Here is a 17,220-nt window from a genome sequence, read left to right on the forward strand (position 1 = left end):
GGCCAGCGGCAGCGCCACCTCGCGGATGCGGCGCGACAGCGGCGCACCCAGCAGGCGCGCGGCCTCCATCAGCTGGGAGGCGCGCTCAGACAGCGCGGTGCGCGCCAGCAGGTACACATAGGGATAGAGCGAGAAGGTGAAGACCCAGACCGCACCCGGCGTGTTGCGGATCTCCGGGAACACCCGCCCCCGCAGACCGAAGGCCTCGCGCAGCCCCACCTGCAGCGGCCCGCTGAACTGCAGGAAATCGGTGTAGGCGTAGGCCACCACGTAGGCCGGCATGGCCAGCGGCAGCAGCAGCGCCCACTCGAACAGGCGGCGGCCCGGGAAATCGAACAGCGTCACCGCGCTGGCCGTGCCCATGCCCACCAGCGCCACGCCCAGGGCCACGCAGACGCACAGCACCACGGTGGTGAGCGCGTAGTCCGGCAGCACCGTCTGCGCCATCTGGTGCAGCACGTCGCGCGCCGCGGCGTCGAACTGCAGCCACGAAGCCCCCAGCGACAGCACCGGCAGCGTCAGCAGCAGGGCCAGCAGGAGCAAGAAGGCAAAGGCCATCCAACGCGGCATGGGCGGTTTGAAAAAAGTGGGGAAGAAAAGACCAGCGGGAAAGCCGTGTCCATGATGGCACGGTCACCGCAGGCCCCGCCTGACAGGGCCCTTGACCCGCATCAACACAAATGAGAATTGTAGTCATCTACAATTTGAACCTGTCCGCAGGCTGTTTGAGGCTGCGGCCCCGAACAGCCCACCGCCAGGATCAGCCATGTTCCTCAACGTCTCCCAGCTCAGCGTGCGCTACACCGGCCAACAGCCGGCCGCGGTGGACGGCGTGTCGTTCGGCCTTCGTGCGGGCGACATCGGCGTGCTGATCGGCCCTTCAGGCTGTGGCAAGACCACGCTGCTGCGCGCCGTGGCGGGGCTGGAACGGGCCAGCAGCGGCAGCATCACCCTGCAGGGCGAAACGGTGAGCGACGGGCAACACCACATGCCGGCCGAACAGCGGCGCATCGGCATGGTGTTCCAGGACTACGCGCTCTTCCCCCACCTGGACATCGCGCGCAACGTCGGCTTTGGCATCGCCAAGCTCTCCCGCAACGAACGCGAAAAGCGCGTGACCGAGGTGCTCAAGCTCGTGGGCCTCGACGGCATGCAGGCACGCTACCCGCACGAACTCTCGGGCGGCCAGCAGCAGCGCGTGGCCCTGGCGCGTGCGCTGGCGCCGCGCCCGCGCCTGCTGCTGCTCGACGAGCCGTTTTCCAACCTCGACGTGGACCTGCGCGAGCGCCTGGCGCACGAAGTGCGCGCCATCCTCAAGGCGGCGGGCGCGACGGCGCTCTTCGTTACCCACGACCAGCTGGAAGCCTTTGCCATCGGCGACGTGATCGGCGTCATGCACCAGGGCCATCTACACCAGTGGGACGACGCCTACGCGCTCTACCACCGGCCGGCCACGCGTTTCGTGGCCGAATTCATCGGGCACGGCGTGTTCGCGCCGGCGCAGATCCGGCTGGTGGGCAACGAGGTTTCGGTGCAGACCCCGCTGGGCGCGCTGCACGACGTGGAAGAGTGCCCGCTGCCCAGCGCCTACGAGTCGGGCCTGTGCGACGTGCTGCTGCGCGCGGACGACATCGTGCACGACGACCTGGCGCCCGCCAAGGCGCAGATCGTCCGCAAGGCTTTTCGCGGCTCCGAGTTCCTCTACACGCTGCGCCTGGCCAGCGGCGAGACGCTGATGACGCACGTACCCTCGCACCACAACCACGCCGTGGGCGAGTGGATCGGCATCCGCGCCGAGGTGGACCACGTGGTCACGTTCGCGCGCGGTGCCTCGGCGACTTCGCCGCCCGCGCCAGGCGCCCGGAAGCCACCCGTCGACGCCCCGCTGTGAACAGGTCCTAAAGAACCACCCAGGCTTCCATGCCACCGCCGGCCCGCTCGCCGAGCGACACGCGCCAGCCGTTTGCCTGTGCCAGTTCGCGCACGATGGCCAGGCCCAGTCCGCTGCCACCGGTCTTGGGGCTGCGCGAGGGCTCCAGGCGCTGGAACGGCTGGAACATGGCTTCCACCTGATCGGCCGGAATGCCGGGCCCCCGGTCGAGCACGCCTACGCGGCAATGGGCTCCGTCCTGCTCGCACACCAGTTCCACCGGGCCCGAAGGGGCGTAGCGCAAGGCGTTCTGCAGCAGGTTGCCCAGCGCACGGCGCAGTGCGATGGCAGGCACCGGGCGCACGCAGGCTTCACAACGCACCTGCACCGGGCTGGCCGCGGTCGCGTGTTCGGCGGCCAGCTCGTGCAGCAAAGCCGCCATGTCCACCGGTGTGGCGGGTTCGTGTTCCAGCCCGCGCGCCAGGTCCAGCACGTTGCCGATCAGCTGGTTCATCAGTTCCATGTCGCGCTCCAGCCGGTCCAGCAGCGTGGGGCTGGGCTGCGTCCTGAGCATCTCCAGCGCCAGCCGCATGCGCGCCAGCGGTGTGCGCAGGTCGTGCGACACGCCGGCCAGCAGCGTGGTGCGGGCCGACAGCAGATCGCGCACCTGCACCGCCATGGTGTTGAAGCGCCGGCTCAGCGCCACGATCTCGCGCGGGCCGGTCTCGGGCAACAGGTCGGGCGCCACGCCCTGCCCCAGCTGGGTGCTGGCCTGTTCCAGCCGCGCGAGCGGCGCCACCACCCGGCGCGCCAGCAGCAGCGCCAGACCCACCGCCACCGCCAGCCCGGCGGCCAGACCGATGAGCAACACGGCCAGTGGCCGGCTGTTGATGCGCGCGCTGGACAGCCCCACCGCCAGCGTGCCGCCACCCGCGGGCACACGCGCCCAGTACCAGTCGAGACCGGCGTCGTCGGTGGCGCGGATCAGGTGCCGGTCCAGCCCGACGCGCCCGGCCAGGGCCGCCTCCAGCAGGTAGAAAAAGGGCGGGTGCCATTCGTCCACGCTGGCGCCGTCCACCTCGGGCCGGATCAGCAGCGACTGCCGCAAACGCAGTTCGGTTTCAAACGCCGGGCGCGTGGCCGGGGGCAGCTCGGCCCAGGTCTGGGCCGACAGCACCATCAAGCCCGCCAGGTCGTCGGCCGAGCGGCGCGCCATGGGCAGCATCACCAGCCAGACAAACGCCAGCACCACCAGCAGCTCGACGCCGATGAAGGCCAGGGCCAGCAACACCGTGTTCTGACGCACCAGACCCACGGACCGTTTCACACCAGATCTCCCTGCGGGTTGAACAGATAACCTTCGCCGCGCACCGTGCGGATGAACTGCGGCGCCGCCGGGTCGGCTTCGATCTTGCGGCGCAGACGGGTCACGCGGCTGTCCACGCTGCGGTCGAAGGGATCGCGGTCGTAGCCCTTGAGCATGTCCACCAGCACATCGCGCGACAGCACGCGGCCGGGGTGGCTGACAAAGGCGGCGAGCAGCGCGTATTCCGCACTGGTCAGGGCCACCTCGTGGCCGTCGCGCAGCAGGCGGTGGCCCGCCGTGTCGAGCTGGTAGGGGCCAAAAGCCGGCCGCAGCGCCCCGGCGGGCGCGCCCATTGGCGCGGCGAGCGGACGCTCGGCCACCACCGGGGACGGCGCGTGCGCGCGCCGCAGCACCGCCCGCAGGCGCGCCAGCAACTCGCGCGGACCAAACGGCTTGGGCAGGTAGTCGTCGGCACCCACCTCGAGGCCGATCACGCGGTCCATCTCTTCGCCGCGCGCCGAGAGCATGAGCACCGGCATGTCCCACTGCGCCTTGATGCTGCGCGTGAGCGACAGGCCGTCTTCACCCGGCAGCATCAGGTCCATGACGATGGCATCGGGCAGCTCCCTGGCCAGGGCTTCGCGCATCGCCGCGCCATCGCCCACGGTCCGCACCACAAAGCCGTTGGCTGACAGGTAGTCCGACAAGAGGCAACACAGATCGGGGTCGTCGTCCACCACGAGCACGCGCAGCGCAGAAGGAGTAGGCGCATTCATGCGCGAAGTGTAGGCCGACCACCGCGCGCCATGGCCCGCGATGCCGCCCCCTGACACCGGCTGACACACACCGGCACCACGCGCCACACGCCGGGCCCGAACCGGCATGTGCTGGCGACAGAGCGGGCCCAGGATTCAGCCATCGGCTCCGGCATTCGATGCCGAGCGTCGTCGGCCCAGCCGCTGTCCAGGTTGCAGCGGCCCGGTCCCACACCCCCCAACCTGGATGCAAAGGAACATCATGACCCCCGCCTCCAAGCTCCTCACCGCCCTGCTGGCCGCCCTCACGCTGACCGCCGGTTCCGCCATGGCCGCCGACCCGGTGCCCGTCGCTGGCCGCCAGTTCATGACCGAGCAGGAACAGGCGCAGATGCGCACCCGCATGCGCAACGCCACCACCGAGGAAGAACGCGCACGCATCCGGGCCGAGGAACATGCGCTGATCCGCGAACGCGCTGCGGCACAGGGCATCACCTTGCCTGAAACCCCGCCTGCCCAGGGTCAGGGCTTGGGACTGGGTCAAGGCCCAGGCCCAGGCCCAGGCCCAGGCCCAGGCCCAGGCGTCGGACAAGGCCCTGGCCGGCAGTTCATGACCGAGCAGGAACAGGCGCAGATGCGCACCCGCATGCGCAACGCCACCACCGAGGAAGAGCGCGCACGCATCCGGGCCGAGGAACATGCGCTGATCCGCGAACGCGCTGCGGCACAAGGCATCACCATGCCTGAAACCCCGCCGGCACAAGGGCAGGGCTTGGGACTGGGTCAAGGCCCTGGCGCCAGCGGCGCAGGTGCAGGGTCTGGAGCAGGGCCTGGCGCCGCGGGTGGCATGGGCCAGGGCCAAGGCCGGATGAACAAGCGCTGAGCCACCTCATCCACCACCGACCATGACGCTCTCCCGATGGACATCCGGTCTGGGGCTCTGCGCGCTGCTGTGCCTGCAGGCGCAGTCCGCCCTGGCCGCGGAACCTGAACGCCCGCCGGTTCGGCCGCGCGAAACCCCGGTGCCTGCATTGCTCAGCAGCGACGAAGTCCCGCCGGGCATGGCCTTGCCCTACGGGGCGGGCTACGAACAACGCCTGCGCGCCGCGGGATCGCAGAACGGCGCGACCAACCACGCGGCCAGCGGCGCTTCACAGGGCGCGGGTGCTTCGCGCGGTGGTTCGGGCAGTGGCTCAGGCGGCTCGGGGGGTCGCGGCAACGGCGGCGCGGGGCGCGGCCGGTGACGTGTCCGCGGTCACCCGGATCGCTCCGCCACAAGACAACCATCCCCACCTTCTTCTATGGAAAGACACCATGAGCCACCTCACGATCACCCGTTTTTCCGCCATCCTCCTGGCCTCCCTGGCGCTGGTCGCGTGCGGCGGTGGAACCGACGATGACCTGGACAAACGCGGCACCCCCACCTCGGTCAATGCCACGCTCGCCACACTGCCCATCGAAGCGCTGAGCCAGGCGGAGATCGACTCCCTGCTCTACATGCGCGAAGAAGAGAAGCTGGCGGGTGACGTGTACACCCGGATGGACGCGCTGTGGGGCCGCAGCGTGCCGGTGTTCAGCAACATCACCGCCAGCGAAGCCACCCACACCGAAGCGGTGCGCCAGCTGTTGCAGCGCTACAGCCTGCCCGACCCGGCCGCCGGCAACACGGTGGGCGTGTTCCAGAACCCGGACCTGCAAGCGCTGTACAACCAGCTGGTGGCCGATGGCTCGGTCTCGCTGATCGATGCCTTGAAGGTCGGTGTCCACATCGAAGAACTGGACATGGTGGACATCAACACCCACCTGGCCCGCGTGGACAACCAGGACATCCGGCGGGTCTACGAATCGTTGTTGCAGGGTTCCCGCAACCACCTGCGGGCGTACTACCAGACCTTGCTGAATCAAGGTGGCAGCTACACGCCGCAGTACCTGAGCCAGGCCGAGTTCGATGCCATCGTGAACTCGGCGATGGAGCGGGGGTGATCGCCTGCCACAGGGTGGCGTGCGCGCCGGGCATCCATTTCCGGCCCGTCAACCAGGCTGCCGTCCTTCATGCGGCAGGCTGCGAGGCACCCTGTCAGGGGCCCGGCCCAGGGGCCACAGGCTCGGTGATGAAGCCGATCTTGCGCACCCCGGCGCGCTGGGCGACGGCCATGGCCAGGGCCACGCGCTCGTAGCGCACGGCCTTGTCACCCCGGATGTGCAGCTCAGGCTGTGGATTCTGGGCCGCGGCAACGCTCATGCGTCGTTCGAAATCGGCGTCCTCCACTCGCGCCTCGTTCCAGAAATAGACGCCATCGGCACCCACCGACAAGCGGATGTTGTCCGGCTTGTCGAGCAGCTTTTCATTGCTGGCGCGCGGCAGGTCGATGTTGACCGCGTGTTTGATCACCGGCACCGTGATGATGAAGATGATGAGCAGCACCAGCATGACGTCGATGAACGGGATCATGTTGATCTCGGCGAGCATCTGATCGCTGTCGTCCTGGGTTCCGATGGCCATGGCTCAACCCCGCTTCATGAGAAGGACCTTGCTGTCGCCAGGGGCGGTCACGCGGGCGCCCGTCACCAAGTAGGCGTGCAGGTCGTGCGCGAAGCGGTTGAGCTGGTGGTTGATGCCCTTGTTGCCGCGCACCAGCGTGTTGTAGCCGAGCACGGCGGGGATGGCCACCAGAAGACCGAGCGCGGTCATGATCAGCGCTTCGCCGATCGGGCCGGCCACCTGGTCGATGCTGACCTGGCCCGCAGCGCCGATGCTCAGCAGCGCGTGGTAGATGCCCCAGACGGTACCGAACAGTCCGACAAAGGGAGCGGTCGATGCGATGGAGGCCAGCACCGTGAGGCCGCCTTGTGCGCGCGCGGTGAAGTCGTCCAGGCTGCGGCGCAGGCAGCGTTCGACCCAGTCGCTCACGTCCAATGTGTCGTGCAGTTGCGGGCCGGGCCGGCCGTCTTTGTGCTGGACGTGGCGCGCGGCCTCCCGGCCTTCCATCGCCAGCGCGCGGAACGGGTTGCCATCCTGCGAGCCCAGCTTGTCCAGGCCTTCGGCGAAGTCGGCGCTGTGCCAGAAGCCTTTACAGGCCTTGCCCTGTCGGCGCTGGGTGCGCTGGTCCAGCCACTTGAGCAAAAAGATGACCCAGGTGGTGAGCGACATCAGCAGCAGCGCGATGGCCACCGCGCGGGTGACGGTGTCGCCCTGGGTCCAGACGTGGGCCAGGCCGGAGGATGTGAAGTTCGATTCCATGGGGGTGTGACTGTGAGAGGGAAAGGCCCGGTCGTTCAACCGAGCACGAAGTGGATGGGAACGTCGAACCACATGGCTTGCGGAACGCCGCCCTGCTGACCTGGCACGTAGCGCCACTGGCGCGCGGTCCGAAGCGCGACCTGGTCCAGCCGTTCGTAGCCGCTGGAGACGACCACTTGGGCCTGGCGGGCCGTGCCATCGAGCTCGATGAACACCCGCACCACAACCCGGCCCGCTTCGCCGAGCTGGCGCGATACCGCGGGGTACGGTGGTGGCGCGTTGTGAAGGTAGGCGGCGCTGCTGGAGGGCAGCACGATCTGGGCGGGTGCCGGTGGTGCGACAGGCTCGGGCGGTGCGGTGGGGGCGCCCACGACCGGCTCTGGTGAAACGGGCACGACGGTGGGCGCGGCCGGCGGAGCAAACTGAACATCTGCGATGGGCGCCGACTGTGGAACCGGTTGCGGTCGCACGGGCTCGGCTGGCCTGGTTCTGGGCTGAGGTGTCAGCTGCACCTTGTGCGGTGCCGGCGGGATGAGCTGCGGTGGCGGCGCTTCGATAAGCTGGACCAGAACCGGCACCAGCGTGAACCGTTCCACCGCGCGGCCCAGCAAACCCGACTTCAGCGCCCACAGCCCCAGCCCGTGCAGCAGCACGACGCCCGCGACCACCGCCTGGCGTCGCAGGCCCGGCGGCACGACACGCCCTGGCGAACGCCCGGACAGGGGTGGCGCAAACGCGGGCTCGGACACGGGCACGCCTGCGTTCATCCCGCCACGCGGGCCGTTGGCCGCGCCAGGTTCTTGCGGGTGGCACGCAGCTTGAGCCCCAGGCGCCGCCAGCCGACCACCACCCCCGTCAGGCTGAGCAAGGCACCGCCCGCGCTGAGCGCGATCATCACGATGTCCCACAGCGGGCGCTGGTTCAGCAGGGGCAGCCAGTCCCAGCTGTGCAGCAGCGCAAACAGCCAGCGGCTGGTGCGGCGGCCCACGTCGGTGCGTCCCAGCACGGCCCCGGTGTGCGGATCAAGGTGCACCCAGCTGGCCTGCGGGTCCTGGTACACCACGCGCAGCATCGGCAGCGGCCGCTCGTTGCCGCCGCTCATGGTGTGGGCCTCGCGGTCGTAGTAATAGAAGTCGTAGGTGTCGAGGCGCTCGATGCGCGCGACGGGCGCGTCCAGCAGTCCGGCCGCGGCACGCCGCAACGCCAGCTCGTCCACCTGCCAAGCATGGGCGCTGCGGCTGTCGAGCAACTGCGGCCGCCCGGTGACGCGCAGGGCCTGCACGGTGAGCGTGCCCAACACCGGCACCCACCGCAGCTCACGGACCGCGCCACCGGCGGTGGCGAGCAAAGCGGCCGGGGCGGCGTCCTCGGCCGTCACCTGCAGGGCCACCCCCTGCAGCGTTGCCGTGCGCAGGGGCGCCGCACCGGTGTCGAACACGCGCCAGGGGTTCATCGACATCAGTCCGCTGAAGATCCAGGTGAACGCGATCAGCGCGAACAGCAGGCCCGAGATGTGATGCCAGCGCATCAGGCGCCCGGGATAGGGTGAACGCGAACCATGGCGGTAGGGTTGCCGCAAACGCCAGCGCATCACGCCCACCACCGTGCCCAGCAGGGTCACGGCAATGCCGGCGATGGACAGCCAGTTCACGATGTCGCTCCAGTACGGATCGAAGGCGTTGCCCCGGAAGGGATAGAGCCAGTGAATCCAGGCGCCGGCGTAGTTCCACCCGCGCTCGCTGCGCGTGGCGTCGCGCACCACCTCCCCCGTGAGGCTGGAGACGTAGAGCTGCGTGCCCTGCGCATCGGGCAGTTGCACCAGGTGCAGGGGGCGGTGTGCGTCGAGTGCCTTCGAATGGGTGAAGGCGTCTTCCTGCACCAGGCCCAGATGGCGCAGACCCTCAGCGGAAACGCCGGGTCCGGCGTAGGCCGCCGCACTGGCCAGCGCCAGCGCGGTGTCCGCGCCCCGCAGGCGCTGGCCCGTGGCCGCATCGACCACCACCGTGCCGCTGCCCGGTGGCGTGCGCCGCCGGCCGGTGGCGTCCGAAGGCGGCGACTCGGGCACAACCAGGTACACCGCCTGGCCACCGCGTCCGGCCGCCAGGCGCAACTCCTTGAGCGGGCCTTCGATTCCGGCCTTCTCCAGCGCCTGCCTGGGCGCGAGCAGCCCGGCACCGTCACCCAGCGAGGGCAGATGCGCCAGGCGCTCAGCCGGTGTGAGCTTGGGGTAGCCCACATACATCATCACCACGCCCGAGATGAACCACAGGGCGAAGAAGATGCACAACACGATACCCAGCCAGCGGTGGGTCAGGAACAGCCAGCGTTTGAGGCGCAGTTGCATCACGGCCTCTTCAGAAGCTCACGCGCAGCGCCAGGTCGGCCGTGCGGGGTGCGCCCAGGTAGACCATGGTGCTGCGCACGCTGGCGGCGTAGACCTTGTCGGTGGCGTTGCGCAGGCGCGCCGTCAGTTGCGCGTTGCGGTTGATCCGGTAGCTCATGCCCAGATCGACCAGCGTGTAGCCGGGCCAGCTTTGGGTGTTGGCGGCATCGGCATACACCGCGCCCACACGCCGCAGGCCCACGCTGGCTTCGAGCTGCGGCGTGAAGGCGTACGAGGTCCAGAGGTTCAGCACCGTGCGCGGCGTGTTGGTGGGCCGCTTGCCGGCCAGCGACATGCCATTCTGCGTGAAGCTCTCGTACTGCGCGTCCACGTAGCCCAGGTTGCCCTGGATGGCCCACTGGCGCGTGGGCTGCAAACCGACACCCGCTTCGACGCCCTTGGCCGACTGTTCGCCCACCAGCACCGTGAGGTTGCGGTCGTTCGGGTCCTGCGTGGCGATGTTCTTGCGGGTGATGTGAAAGGCGGACAGGGTGGCGTTGCCCCGGCCCTGCCAGAAGTCCAGTTTGCTGCCGACCTCGAATTGCCGCCCGGTGGTCAGCTCGCTGTTGTCGCGCACGTTGGCAAACGAAGCCGTACTCAGGATGCCCGCCGGTGGATCGGCCGCGGTGGCGAACTGGCCATACAGATTGGCTCCCGGGGCGAAGTCCCAGACCAGGCCGATGCGCCCCGTGGTGGGGTTGTAGCTGCGCGAATAGCTGGCCGGGTTGGCGGCGTTGATCTCGCGGCGGTTGGTCAGATCCAGTTCGATGCGCTCGTGGCGCAGCGCGGTCACCAGGTTCAGCGTGGGCACCAGCGCCGTGCGGTTCTCGGCGTACAGCGCCACGGTGCGGACGCGGTTGTCGCGATCGGGCCGGAACCCGGGCGCCATGCCGGGGATGGAGAAGAAGGACTCGGTCTCGAAGTGATAGGGATCGACCGTGCTCACCGTGCCGGACAGGCTGTTGGGGAACCGGGTCTGCTTGTTCTGGCTGACGTCCAGGCCAAACGACCAGTCGCTGCGCCGCTCGCCGATCTGGCCCTTGTAACTGCCGTCGATGCGGTCGCCGACCAGCCGCTGGTCGTGGCGCTGCAGCAGCGTGTTCGAGCGGACCACGGCCGTGTTGTCGCTGTTGAAGACATAGGTCTCGACGTTGCGGTAGTCGCGCAGCGCGTCGTAGACATAAAAGGTGTTCTTCCATTGCAGCGCATCGCTCACGCGCCAGTCGGTGACGGAACGCAGCCAGTGCACCCGCTGGGCGTAGACACCATCGGCGCTGTTGTAGTTTTTGAACCGGGTGCGCTCGTCGATGCGCAGCGTCCCGGCCACGGGGTTGAGCAGGGGCGTGCCCCAGTAGGGCCGGTCCACCTGCTCATCCTGGTACTCGTAGGCCAGGGTGTGGCTCACCCCGCCCCCGAAGTCCGACAGCAGCGAGGTCGCCAGCTGCGTGGCTTTCCTCTCAGTCCCTTCGGTCCAGGCGCCACCCTCGCGGTGGTTGAAGTCCAGGCGCAGGTGGTGGTCGCCGCTGCCCTGCCCATCCCCGGCGACGCGCCGGTTCAGCCCCAGGGACGCCTCCCTGAGGCTGTCGGTCCCCAGGCGCAGCTGGGCTTCGCTGAGGTCGTGCCTCGTCGCCAGTTTGGTGATGTGGTTGATGGTGCCGCCCACGGCACCGGCGCCGTAGAGAAAGCTCGACGGACCACCGATGGCCTCGACGCGCTCGTAGATCCAGCTGTCCACCGGACGGGCCGCAATCGAGTACTGCACGTCCACCCCGTTGAACAGCTGCGTGATGGACGCGCCGCTGAACCCCCGATACATCACGCCGATGCTGCCCGGCGCGTCGTGCGCGGTCACGCCCGGGATGCTGCGAAGCACGTCCTGCGTGTTCTGCGCACCACGGGCGTCGATGGTGGCGCGGTCCACCACGGTCACGCTGGCCGGTGTTTCACGCGAGGTCAGTCCCAGGCGGCTGCCCGTGTCCACCGGCGTGTCCAGCGGCAGCTTGCTGTTGGGCTGATCCGGTGAGGCTTTCACTTCGACGACAGACAGCGTGCCCGCGGCGGCTGGCGGGTCCTGGGCGGTTTGTGCCAGCACGGCAGGCGTGGCCAGCGCAGACAACGCAGCCGCCAGCGCCAGACGCAGCGAAGAGGCCACAAAGACTGGGTGAGACAGGTTCTTGAACGGTGGTTTCATGATGGAAGAGTGGTCAAGGGGTGTTGGGGGCGGGGCCGCCTGACGGCGGCCCCGGATACCGTGGATGGGGTGTGAGGACGGCGCGGTTCGCCCCGTCAGAACTTCACGTTCACGCCTGCGTACAGCGTGCGGCCCATGCCCGGCACGGCCGTGCCCCACTGCGGGTAGTTGGGCAGCATGGGGTTGCTCATCGTGGTGCCCTGGCCGACGTAGGCGCCGCCCGTGGGCAGGAAGTACAGACGGTCGAACAGGTTCTCGATGCCGAAGTCCAGCCGCACCGTTTTCCACGCGTAGCTGCCGCGCAGGTTGACCAGCCCGTAGCCCGGTGTCCGGATTTCGTTGCGCACCGATGACACGGTGGTCTTGGCCTTCACCGCCACCAGTTCCAGGCTGTTGTCCCAGCCGCCGATCTTGTGGGTCAGTGCCAGCTTGCCGTTGAGCGGCATCACGTTGTAGAGCCCGTTGCCGGTGTCGAGGTTTTTCCCGTGGGTGACGTTCAGCAGGCCCTTGACGCCCCAGTCACCCAGCGCGTTGTTGGCCAGTGGCGCGTGCCCGGCCAGATCCACGCCAAACAGGCGCGCGGTCTGGTTGGTGTAGCGCAGCACGCTGAACTTGTTCTTCACCGGGGTTGCGGCGGCCTGGTTGGTGGTGGCGTCCCACTGGACAGCGTCGATGTAGTCGCTGACGCGCGTGTAGTACGGCGTGGCCTGGAAGCCCCAGGCCTTGTCGGCGGCGTGCCAGTCGAACGTGGCGGACAGCGTGTTGGCCTTCTCGGGCTTCAGGTCGAGGTTGCCGACGTAGCCGTTGCCTTCGCCCACGAAGTTGTTCATCAGCGCAGCCATCTGCCAGGTGGACCACGGGAAGCGTTCGTAGACGTTGGGCGAGCGCTCCTTGTGGGCGAAGCCGAACTCGATGTCGACCTGCTCGCTGGCGGTGTAGCGCGCCAGGGCCGTGCCATCGACGTTGGTGTCGGTCGAGCGGTGGTCGCGGGCGTTGAAGGCGTTGGCGTCGCGGGCCTGGAAGCCCATGCCGGCCGGGTTGTAGCCGACCGCGCTCCCAGCGTTCATCGCCACCCGCTCCACGCGCGCGCCGACCAGCGTCATCCACTGCGCGCTCGGTCGCGACTCCCATTCGCTCCAGAGCCCCGTGCGGTCACGCTCGCCGTCGCGGATGTTCCAGAAGGTGCCGGGGTACATGCCACCGCCCGAGGGCGTCCACCAGTCGTTGATGCGGTAGCGCTGCAGATCGGCGCCCACCCGCAAGCGGTCCTGCTCGCTCAGCGGCAGCTCACCCTTGACGCTGAAGCCGGTGGTCTTGCCCTCGGTGAACATGGGCATGCCAGCGGCGCAGCTGGCGCTGATGGTGCTGCAGGGGGCGCCGTTGACCATCATCGGTCCGCCCGAAGCCGTGCCGTACCAGTAGCGCTTGTCGGCACCGAAGTCCATGAAGTGGTCCACGGTCTCGTGGTAGACGCGCGCTTCCAGCGTGCCCCAGTCGAGCTGGCCGGTGTAGCTCAGATTGATGCTCTTCTGGTCGTTGTCGAGCAGGTCCATGCGCTGATTCGGGTAGAGCTGGTAGGGCATGTCCTGCACCCCCAGCTTCGCCTCGAAGAAGTGGTTGTCCTGCTTGAAGGCCAGCCCCAGGGTGTGGTTGCGCGTCTCGTAGGCGGTGGAGCCCACTTCGTCGCGCGCCAGCGTGTGGCCCGGCCGGCCGGTGAAGTCGTAGGTCTTGAAGTCACCGCCCGCCGAGTAGTTGTCGGCCTGGCTGGTGGCGCCGCTGTAGCTGACGTTGAGCTGCTCGGTGGCCAGGGTGGCCGAGAGGTTCAGGCCCCGCGCGCGGTTGTTGCTGCGGTAGAAGGCGCCCACCTCGCCCTCCCGCAGCGTGCGCTGGCCAGGCTGTGCAAACACGGGCGGACGCGTCTCGGCCAGGATGCTGCCGCCGATGCTGTCACCGCCCGCACTGACGGGCGAGATGCCGGCATACACCTTGAGCGAACCCAGTTGTGTGGGATCGATGTAGGAGAGCGCCGGATTCATGTGGTTCGGGCAGGACGCGATCAGGTCCATGCCATCGATCTGGATGCGCAACCGGTCGTCGGCCAGGCCGTGCATCGAAGGCAGGCTGGACACGCCCCCGGCGCCATTGAGGCTCACACCGGGGATGTCCTGCAGCAGGCGGGCCGAGTCGCTGGTGGCCGCCCGCTGCGGCTGCAGGCTGGCCGGGTCCACGGGGGTGGCGCCGGGCAGCGACTCCTGGTCGGCACGGACGGTCACGGCCGGCAGGGTGCTGATCGCGGTGTCCTGCGCCAGCGCCTGGCTGCACAGCAGGCTCAGTGCGGGCATGGCCAGCGCCATGGCGCGGTGGAAGTGGGACGGGCGGAGATCGATCATGGAGAGTCCTTGTTGTTGAAGTCAAAAAAGAAGAGCAAGCGAATGGATGCAGCAGCGACGTGGCCAGCGGCGAACTTGCCTGGGCGCGGCGCGGGCACAGTGGTACCTCGCTCCGGGCGGGCAGCTCCCGCGCAGGGACGGCGCACATGCGCACGGCGTCACCGTCCATCCGCATCCGGTGGATCGCCCCGCGTGCCGTGCGCGCGATCCGTACTGCGGAGCGTCAGTGGTCGAGGTGTGTGGTCAGAAGGGCGTCAGGCGGCCGCACCGAGCGGTGCCGCGTTGGCCGCCCAGGCCGTGGCCAGGCGCGCGGGCGCTGTGCTCGACCAGTCGCGCACGGCGCGCACCGGTCCGCGCTTGCGGCTGCGCGGGGGCAGCAGTTGCGCCAGGGCGCGGCAGACGGTTTCGGTCTTGGCGTCCACCAGCAGGGCCACCTCGCGCAGCGCGGGCAGGGCCTCGCGCACCGCATCAGCCTGGCCCATACGGCCGGCTTCATGAACCGCGCGGTCCAGTCCCATCAGGCCCAGCAGATGGGTCAGACGCTGCTGCACGTTGCCGCTGCGCAGTTGGGCCATGTCCTGGCTGCGGTCCAGTTGCTGCAGCAGGGCCTGTTGCAGCAAGGGCTCGGGCGCAGCATCCGGGCGCACCGGCTCCAGCCGGCAACGCGTGAACGCGCTGGCGCTGAGCTGGTAGGGCTGGCCACACAGGGACTCGGCGCCGATCAGGTCGCCCGGCAGGGCCAGTTGCACCGGCTGGCGGATCGGGCCACTGTCGCGGTCCAGGTGCACGACACCTTCGACCACGAGCCACACGGGGCCGGATTCACCGGCGAGAAAAATCGACTGGTTGCTGGCGCAGGCCAGCGCCACGGAAGATACGGTTGAAGTCATGAAACGCTCCTGAGACATGCCGGTGGAACCCACCGGCCTCTGAACCAGCGACCCCACACCTGGGGGCCGCACGAAGGGTTCAGCTCAGCAGCGGGGGGCCGCGTGCGCCGGGGCTGGGCGCGGCCAGGTCGTGTTGGGTGGCCGCCTGGTGCCGCGGTGTGGCCCAGGTGCCATCGGCCGCTGGCACCACCGGCAGCGCCGGCAGCAGCGGCGCAAAGCGCTCGGCCGCCAGGGCGCAATGGCCGCAGTCGTCCAGCGCGTGCAGCAGGTCATCGGCGCTGGCCGGCTCGGCCGCCACCCCGTCGGCGGTCAACTGGACCCAATGCATGCCCTGCGACGTACAAAGCTCCACCCAGTCGCCCACCACCCGCGTGCTGGCCAGCGCACGCGAGACGGCGGGCGCGAGCACGGCCAGCAGCATCGCGGCCAGCAGGCCGCGCGCCAGGGCACGCATCAGACGGGTGGACATGGTGGGGTCGCCGCAGCCGTTTCAGTCAGCGCAAATGCCGATCAACGCAGACCGTCGAGGTAGAGCAGGCTGATCTGGGTGAACTGCTCGGCGCTCATGATCTTGCGCAGGGCCTCCACACAACGTTCACGGCCCTTGAAGTGCTCGACCTCGGCCTCGGCGATCTGCTTCATCAGCGCTTCGCGATTTGCGGCGGGCTGGTTGTCCAGGATCGCCATGCGCAGTTCGCCGCGCAGCGTCAGGATCTTTTTTTGCAACGCCACGCGGCCGGGCATGGCCTGCTTGCGGTAGTCGTCCAGCGCCTGGATCTGCTCGGCTGTGAGCTTGAGGTCCGCCTCGTGCTTCAGGGTCAGCGGCATCAGCTCGACCACGGGGATGGCGCCGTCGCCGGGCACGGATTTGGCCGCGGCCAGCCCGCTGCCCAGCACCAGGGCCAGAGCAAGGGCGGAATGACGAAGGGTGGAAGATGAAAAGTTCATGGCGTCGCTCCCGGAGTGGTCGAAGAAAATGCTCAGTGTTTGTGTTCCATGCTGGGCTTCATGTCAGCGCCCGGCTTCATGGGCATGGGAGCATTGCCGCCTCCCAGCGCGGTCACCGGCGCCTTGACTTCCTGTGTGAAGCGCTGCTTGGTGGCGTCTTCGAAAACCAGGGTGAGGGGCACGCTCTCGCCACCCTTGAGCGGCTGTTTCAGGTCCATCAGCATCACGTGAAAGCCGCCGGGCTTGAGCTCCGTGGTGCGGCCAGCGGCGAGGTCCAGACCCGGGATCTGGCGCATCTTCATGACGTCGTTTTCCATCGCCATTTCGTGGATTTCCACCACGCCGGCCACGGGCGACTCGACCGCCACCAGACGGGCATTGGCCGAGGGCGTGAGGCGCATGAAGGCGCCCGAGGCTTTTTGCGTGGCCACGGTGCCGCGCACCCAGGCGTCTTCGACTTTGACCGTGGTTTGCGCCCAGGCACCGGCGGTGACGGCGAGCAGCGAAGCGATGAGCAGTTTTTTCATGATGACTCCAGTTGGATTTGCGTTGAAGAAAAGGAAAACGTCAGACCGGCTTTTCGGCCAGCAGCTGCCGGATGTCGGCGGTGTAGTCGTCGGCGGTCTGTTCGTGGCGCAGCACCACGCGGATGTGGCCTTCGCGGTCGAACAGGTAGCTCAGCGCGGTGTGGTCCATGGTGTAGGTGCTGCCGGTCGGGACCTTCTTGTAATAAACCCGGAATTCGTCGGCCACCGCCTTGATCTGCTCGGGGCTGCCGGTGAGCGCCATGAACGAGGGGTCGAACGCGGCCATGTAGTCGCGCAGCAGCTCGGGCGTGTCGCGCTCCGGGTCCACGGTGACAAAGATCACCTGCAGCTGTGCGGCGTCGGCGCCGAGCTGCTGCTTCACGGCAGCGGCCCGCGTGAGTGCGGTGGGGCACACGTCCGGGCACTGCACGAAGCCGAAGTACAGCATCACCACCCGACCGCTGTAGTCGGCCAGGGTGCGCGACTGGCCGTTGAAATCGGTCAGTGCAAAACCACGCCCATAAGGCGCGCCGGCGATGTCGATGCCCTTGAAGGCGGCGGCAGGCGGGCCGCTCAGCGGCTGGTCACAGCCGGCCAGCAGGCCACCGAGCGCGGCCGCAGCCAGCCAGGCGTTGACGCGGCGGCGGGACGGCGCCTGGAGCGCCAGAGATGCAAAACGGGAGCGTCGAGGCATGGGGCCTCCTGAACGTCATGGAACA

General features: G+C 68.7%; 18 protein-coding genes. 4 read left to right on the plus strand and 14 right to left on the minus strand.

Translation table 11 applies throughout. The features are described from left to right. The coding region (locus F3K02_RS00005) for an ABC transporter permease (protein ID WP_177131864.1) at positions 1-570 on the minus strand (570 nt) is incomplete at its 3' end. Positions 571-766: 196 nt separating this feature from the next. Here F3K02_RS00005 and F3K02_RS00010 point away from each other — a divergent pair. Then, positions 767-1,891, plus strand: a complete 1,125-nt coding sequence (locus tag F3K02_RS00010; RefSeq protein WP_177131867.1) for an ABC transporter ATP-binding protein — start codon at positions 767-769, stop codon at positions 1,889-1,891. Positions 1,892-1,898: 7 nt separating this feature from the next. Here F3K02_RS00010 and F3K02_RS00015 read toward each other — a convergent pair whose 3' ends face one another. Together F3K02_RS00015 and F3K02_RS00020 are read right to left on the minus strand one after the other, a co-directional pair. After that, positions 1,899-3,197: an ATP-binding protein gene (locus F3K02_RS00015; RefSeq protein WP_218179310.1), complete on the minus strand. Its 1,299-nt coding sequence runs from the start codon at positions 3,195-3,197 to the stop codon at positions 1,899-1,901. Beyond that, positions 3,194-3,952, minus strand: a complete 759-nt coding sequence (locus tag F3K02_RS00020; protein WP_177131870.1) for a response regulator — start codon at positions 3,950-3,952, stop codon at positions 3,194-3,196. The genes F3K02_RS00015 and F3K02_RS00020 overlap by 4 nt, the downstream gene beginning before the upstream one ends. Before the next feature lie 241 nt (positions 3,953-4,193). On the opposite strand from F3K02_RS00020, the gene F3K02_RS00025 reads away from it, so the two are divergent. The 3 genes from F3K02_RS00025 (at position 4,194) to F3K02_RS00035 (ending at position 5,914) form a co-directional block, all read left to right on the plus strand. Then, entirely contained in the window at positions 4,194-4,814 is a 621-nt protein-coding gene (locus F3K02_RS00025; RefSeq protein WP_177131873.1) for a hypothetical protein, read from the plus strand. 22 nt (positions 4,815-4,836) lie between these two features. After that, the gene (locus F3K02_RS00030) at positions 4,837-5,175 is read left to right on the plus strand and encodes a hypothetical protein (RefSeq protein ID WP_177131875.1); all 339 of its coding nucleotides are present in this window, start codon (positions 4,837-4,839) and stop codon (positions 5,173-5,175) included. A 70-nt stretch (positions 5,176-5,245) separates the two neighbouring features. Continuing rightward, complete coding sequence (locus F3K02_RS00035) at positions 5,246-5,914, plus strand: DUF2202 domain-containing protein (RefSeq protein WP_177131877.1); 669 nt, start codon at positions 5,246-5,248, stop codon at positions 5,912-5,914. Positions 5,915-6,008: 94 nt separating this feature from the next. On the opposite strand, the gene F3K02_RS00040 is transcribed toward F3K02_RS00035, so the two are convergent. From F3K02_RS00040 to F3K02_RS00090, 11 genes are all read right to left on the minus strand, one after another. Continuing rightward, a complete protein-coding gene (locus F3K02_RS00040; protein WP_177131880.1) occupies positions 6,009-6,434 on the minus strand; it encodes an ExbD/TolR family protein in 426 nt (141 codons plus the stop codon). Positions 6,435-6,437: 3 nt separating this feature from the next. Next, positions 6,438-7,172: a MotA/TolQ/ExbB proton channel family protein gene (locus tag F3K02_RS00045; RefSeq protein ID WP_177131882.1), complete on the minus strand. Its 735-nt coding sequence runs from the start codon at positions 7,170-7,172 to the stop codon at positions 6,438-6,440. Positions 7,173-7,207: 35 nt separating this feature from the next. Further along, entirely contained in the window at positions 7,208-7,939 is a 732-nt protein-coding gene (locus tag F3K02_RS00050) for an energy transducer TonB (RefSeq protein WP_177131884.1), read from the minus strand. Continuing rightward, on the minus strand, positions 7,936-9,516 hold the full coding sequence (locus tag F3K02_RS00055; protein ID WP_177131886.1) for a PepSY domain-containing protein: 1,581 nt from the start codon (positions 9,514-9,516) through the stop codon (positions 7,936-7,938). The genes F3K02_RS00050 and F3K02_RS00055 overlap by 4 nt, the downstream gene beginning before the upstream one ends. Positions 9,517-9,526: 10 nt before the next feature. Beyond that, the gene (locus tag F3K02_RS00060) at positions 9,527-11,746 is read right to left on the minus strand and encodes a TonB-dependent receptor (protein WP_177131888.1); all 2,220 of its coding nucleotides are present in this window, start codon (positions 11,744-11,746) and stop codon (positions 9,527-9,529) included. A gap of 95 nt (positions 11,747-11,841) precedes the next feature. Continuing rightward, positions 11,842-14,136, minus strand: a complete 2,295-nt coding sequence (locus F3K02_RS00065; RefSeq protein WP_218179311.1) for a TonB-dependent receptor — start codon at positions 14,134-14,136, stop codon at positions 11,842-11,844. A 254-nt stretch (positions 14,137-14,390) separates the two neighbouring features. Continuing rightward, complete coding sequence (locus F3K02_RS00070; RefSeq protein ID WP_177131890.1) at positions 14,391-15,026, minus strand: cyclic nucleotide-binding domain-containing protein; 636 nt, start codon at positions 15,024-15,026, stop codon at positions 14,391-14,393. Positions 15,027-15,105: 79 nt separating this feature from the next. Then, positions 15,106-15,495 carry a DUF2946 family protein gene (locus tag F3K02_RS00075; RefSeq protein ID WP_177131892.1) on the minus strand — a complete coding sequence of 130 codons (390 nt, stop codon included), beginning with the start codon at positions 15,493-15,495 and terminating at the stop codon, positions 15,106-15,108. Between the two features lie 41 nt (positions 15,496-15,536). After that, entirely contained in the window at positions 15,537-15,974 is a 438-nt protein-coding gene (locus F3K02_RS00080; protein ID WP_177131895.1) for a Spy/CpxP family protein refolding chaperone, read from the minus strand. Positions 15,975-16,006: 32 nt separating this feature from the next. After that, positions 16,007-16,501 (minus strand): copper chaperone PCu(A)C, encoded by a 495-nt coding sequence (locus F3K02_RS00085; RefSeq protein ID WP_177131898.1) that lies wholly within the window; start codon positions 16,499-16,501, stop codon positions 16,007-16,009. Between the two features lie 40 nt (positions 16,502-16,541). Further along, positions 16,542-17,195, minus strand: a complete 654-nt coding sequence (locus F3K02_RS00090; RefSeq protein ID WP_177131901.1) for an SCO family protein — start codon at positions 17,193-17,195, stop codon at positions 16,542-16,544. Positions 17,196-17,220: the final 25 nt, after the last annotated feature.

It is taken from the genome of Hydrogenophaga aromaticivorans, assembly GCF_013387465.1.
Taxonomy (GTDB): Bacteria; Pseudomonadota; Gammaproteobacteria; order Burkholderiales; family Burkholderiaceae_C; genus Hydrogenophaga; species Hydrogenophaga aromaticivorans.

What these genes read in the sequence shown, in the direction of transcription:
- F3K02_RS00045 (WP_177131882.1), bottom strand. Translation starts at nt 7,172, where the DNA reads ATGGAATCGAACTTCACATCCTCCGGCCTGGCCCACGTCTGGACCCAG.
- F3K02_RS00085 (WP_177131898.1), bottom strand. Translation starts at nt 16,501, where the DNA reads ATGAAAAAACTGCTCATCGCTTCGCTGCTCGCCGTCACCGCCGGTGCC.
- F3K02_RS00065 (WP_218179311.1), bottom strand. Translation starts at nt 14,136, where the DNA reads ATGATCGATCTCCGCCCGTCCCACTTCCACCGCGCCATGGCGCTGGCC.
- F3K02_RS00075 (WP_177131892.1), bottom strand. Translation starts at nt 15,495, where the DNA reads ATGTCCACCCGTCTGATGCGTGCCCTGGCGCGCGGCCTGCTGGCCGCG.
- F3K02_RS00050 (WP_177131884.1), bottom strand. Translation starts at nt 7,939, where the DNA reads ATGAACGCAGGCGTGCCCGTGTCCGAGCCCGCGTTTGCGCCACCCCTG.
- F3K02_RS00020 (WP_177131870.1), bottom strand. Translation starts at nt 3,952, where the DNA reads ATGAATGCGCCTACTCCTTCTGCGCTGCGCGTGCTCGTGGTGGACGAC.
- F3K02_RS00030 (WP_177131875.1), top strand. Translation starts at nt 4,837, where the DNA reads ATGACGCTCTCCCGATGGACATCCGGTCTGGGGCTCTGCGCGCTGCTG.
- F3K02_RS00080 (WP_177131895.1), bottom strand. Translation starts at nt 15,974, where the DNA reads ATGAACTTTTCATCTTCCACCCTTCGTCATTCCGCCCTTGCTCTGGCC.
- F3K02_RS00025 (WP_177131873.1), top strand. Translation starts at nt 4,194, where the DNA reads ATGACCCCCGCCTCCAAGCTCCTCACCGCCCTGCTGGCCGCCCTCACG.
- F3K02_RS00010 (WP_177131867.1), top strand. Translation starts at nt 767, where the DNA reads ATGTTCCTCAACGTCTCCCAGCTCAGCGTGCGCTACACCGGCCAACAG.
- F3K02_RS00035 (WP_177131877.1), top strand. Translation starts at nt 5,246, where the DNA reads ATGAGCCACCTCACGATCACCCGTTTTTCCGCCATCCTCCTGGCCTCC.
- F3K02_RS00090 (WP_177131901.1), bottom strand. Translation starts at nt 17,195, where the DNA reads ATGCCTCGACGCTCCCGTTTTGCATCTCTGGCGCTCCAGGCGCCGTCC.
- F3K02_RS00055 (WP_177131886.1), bottom strand. Translation starts at nt 9,516, where the DNA reads ATGCAACTGCGCCTCAAACGCTGGCTGTTCCTGACCCACCGCTGGCTG.
- F3K02_RS00040 (WP_177131880.1), bottom strand. Translation starts at nt 6,434, where the DNA reads ATGGCCATCGGAACCCAGGACGACAGCGATCAGATGCTCGCCGAGATC.
- F3K02_RS00070 (WP_177131890.1), bottom strand. Translation starts at nt 15,026, where the DNA reads ATGACTTCAACCGTATCTTCCGTGGCGCTGGCCTGCGCCAGCAACCAG.
- F3K02_RS00060 (WP_177131888.1), bottom strand. Translation starts at nt 11,746, where the DNA reads ATGAAACCACCGTTCAAGAACCTGTCTCACCCAGTCTTTGTGGCCTCT.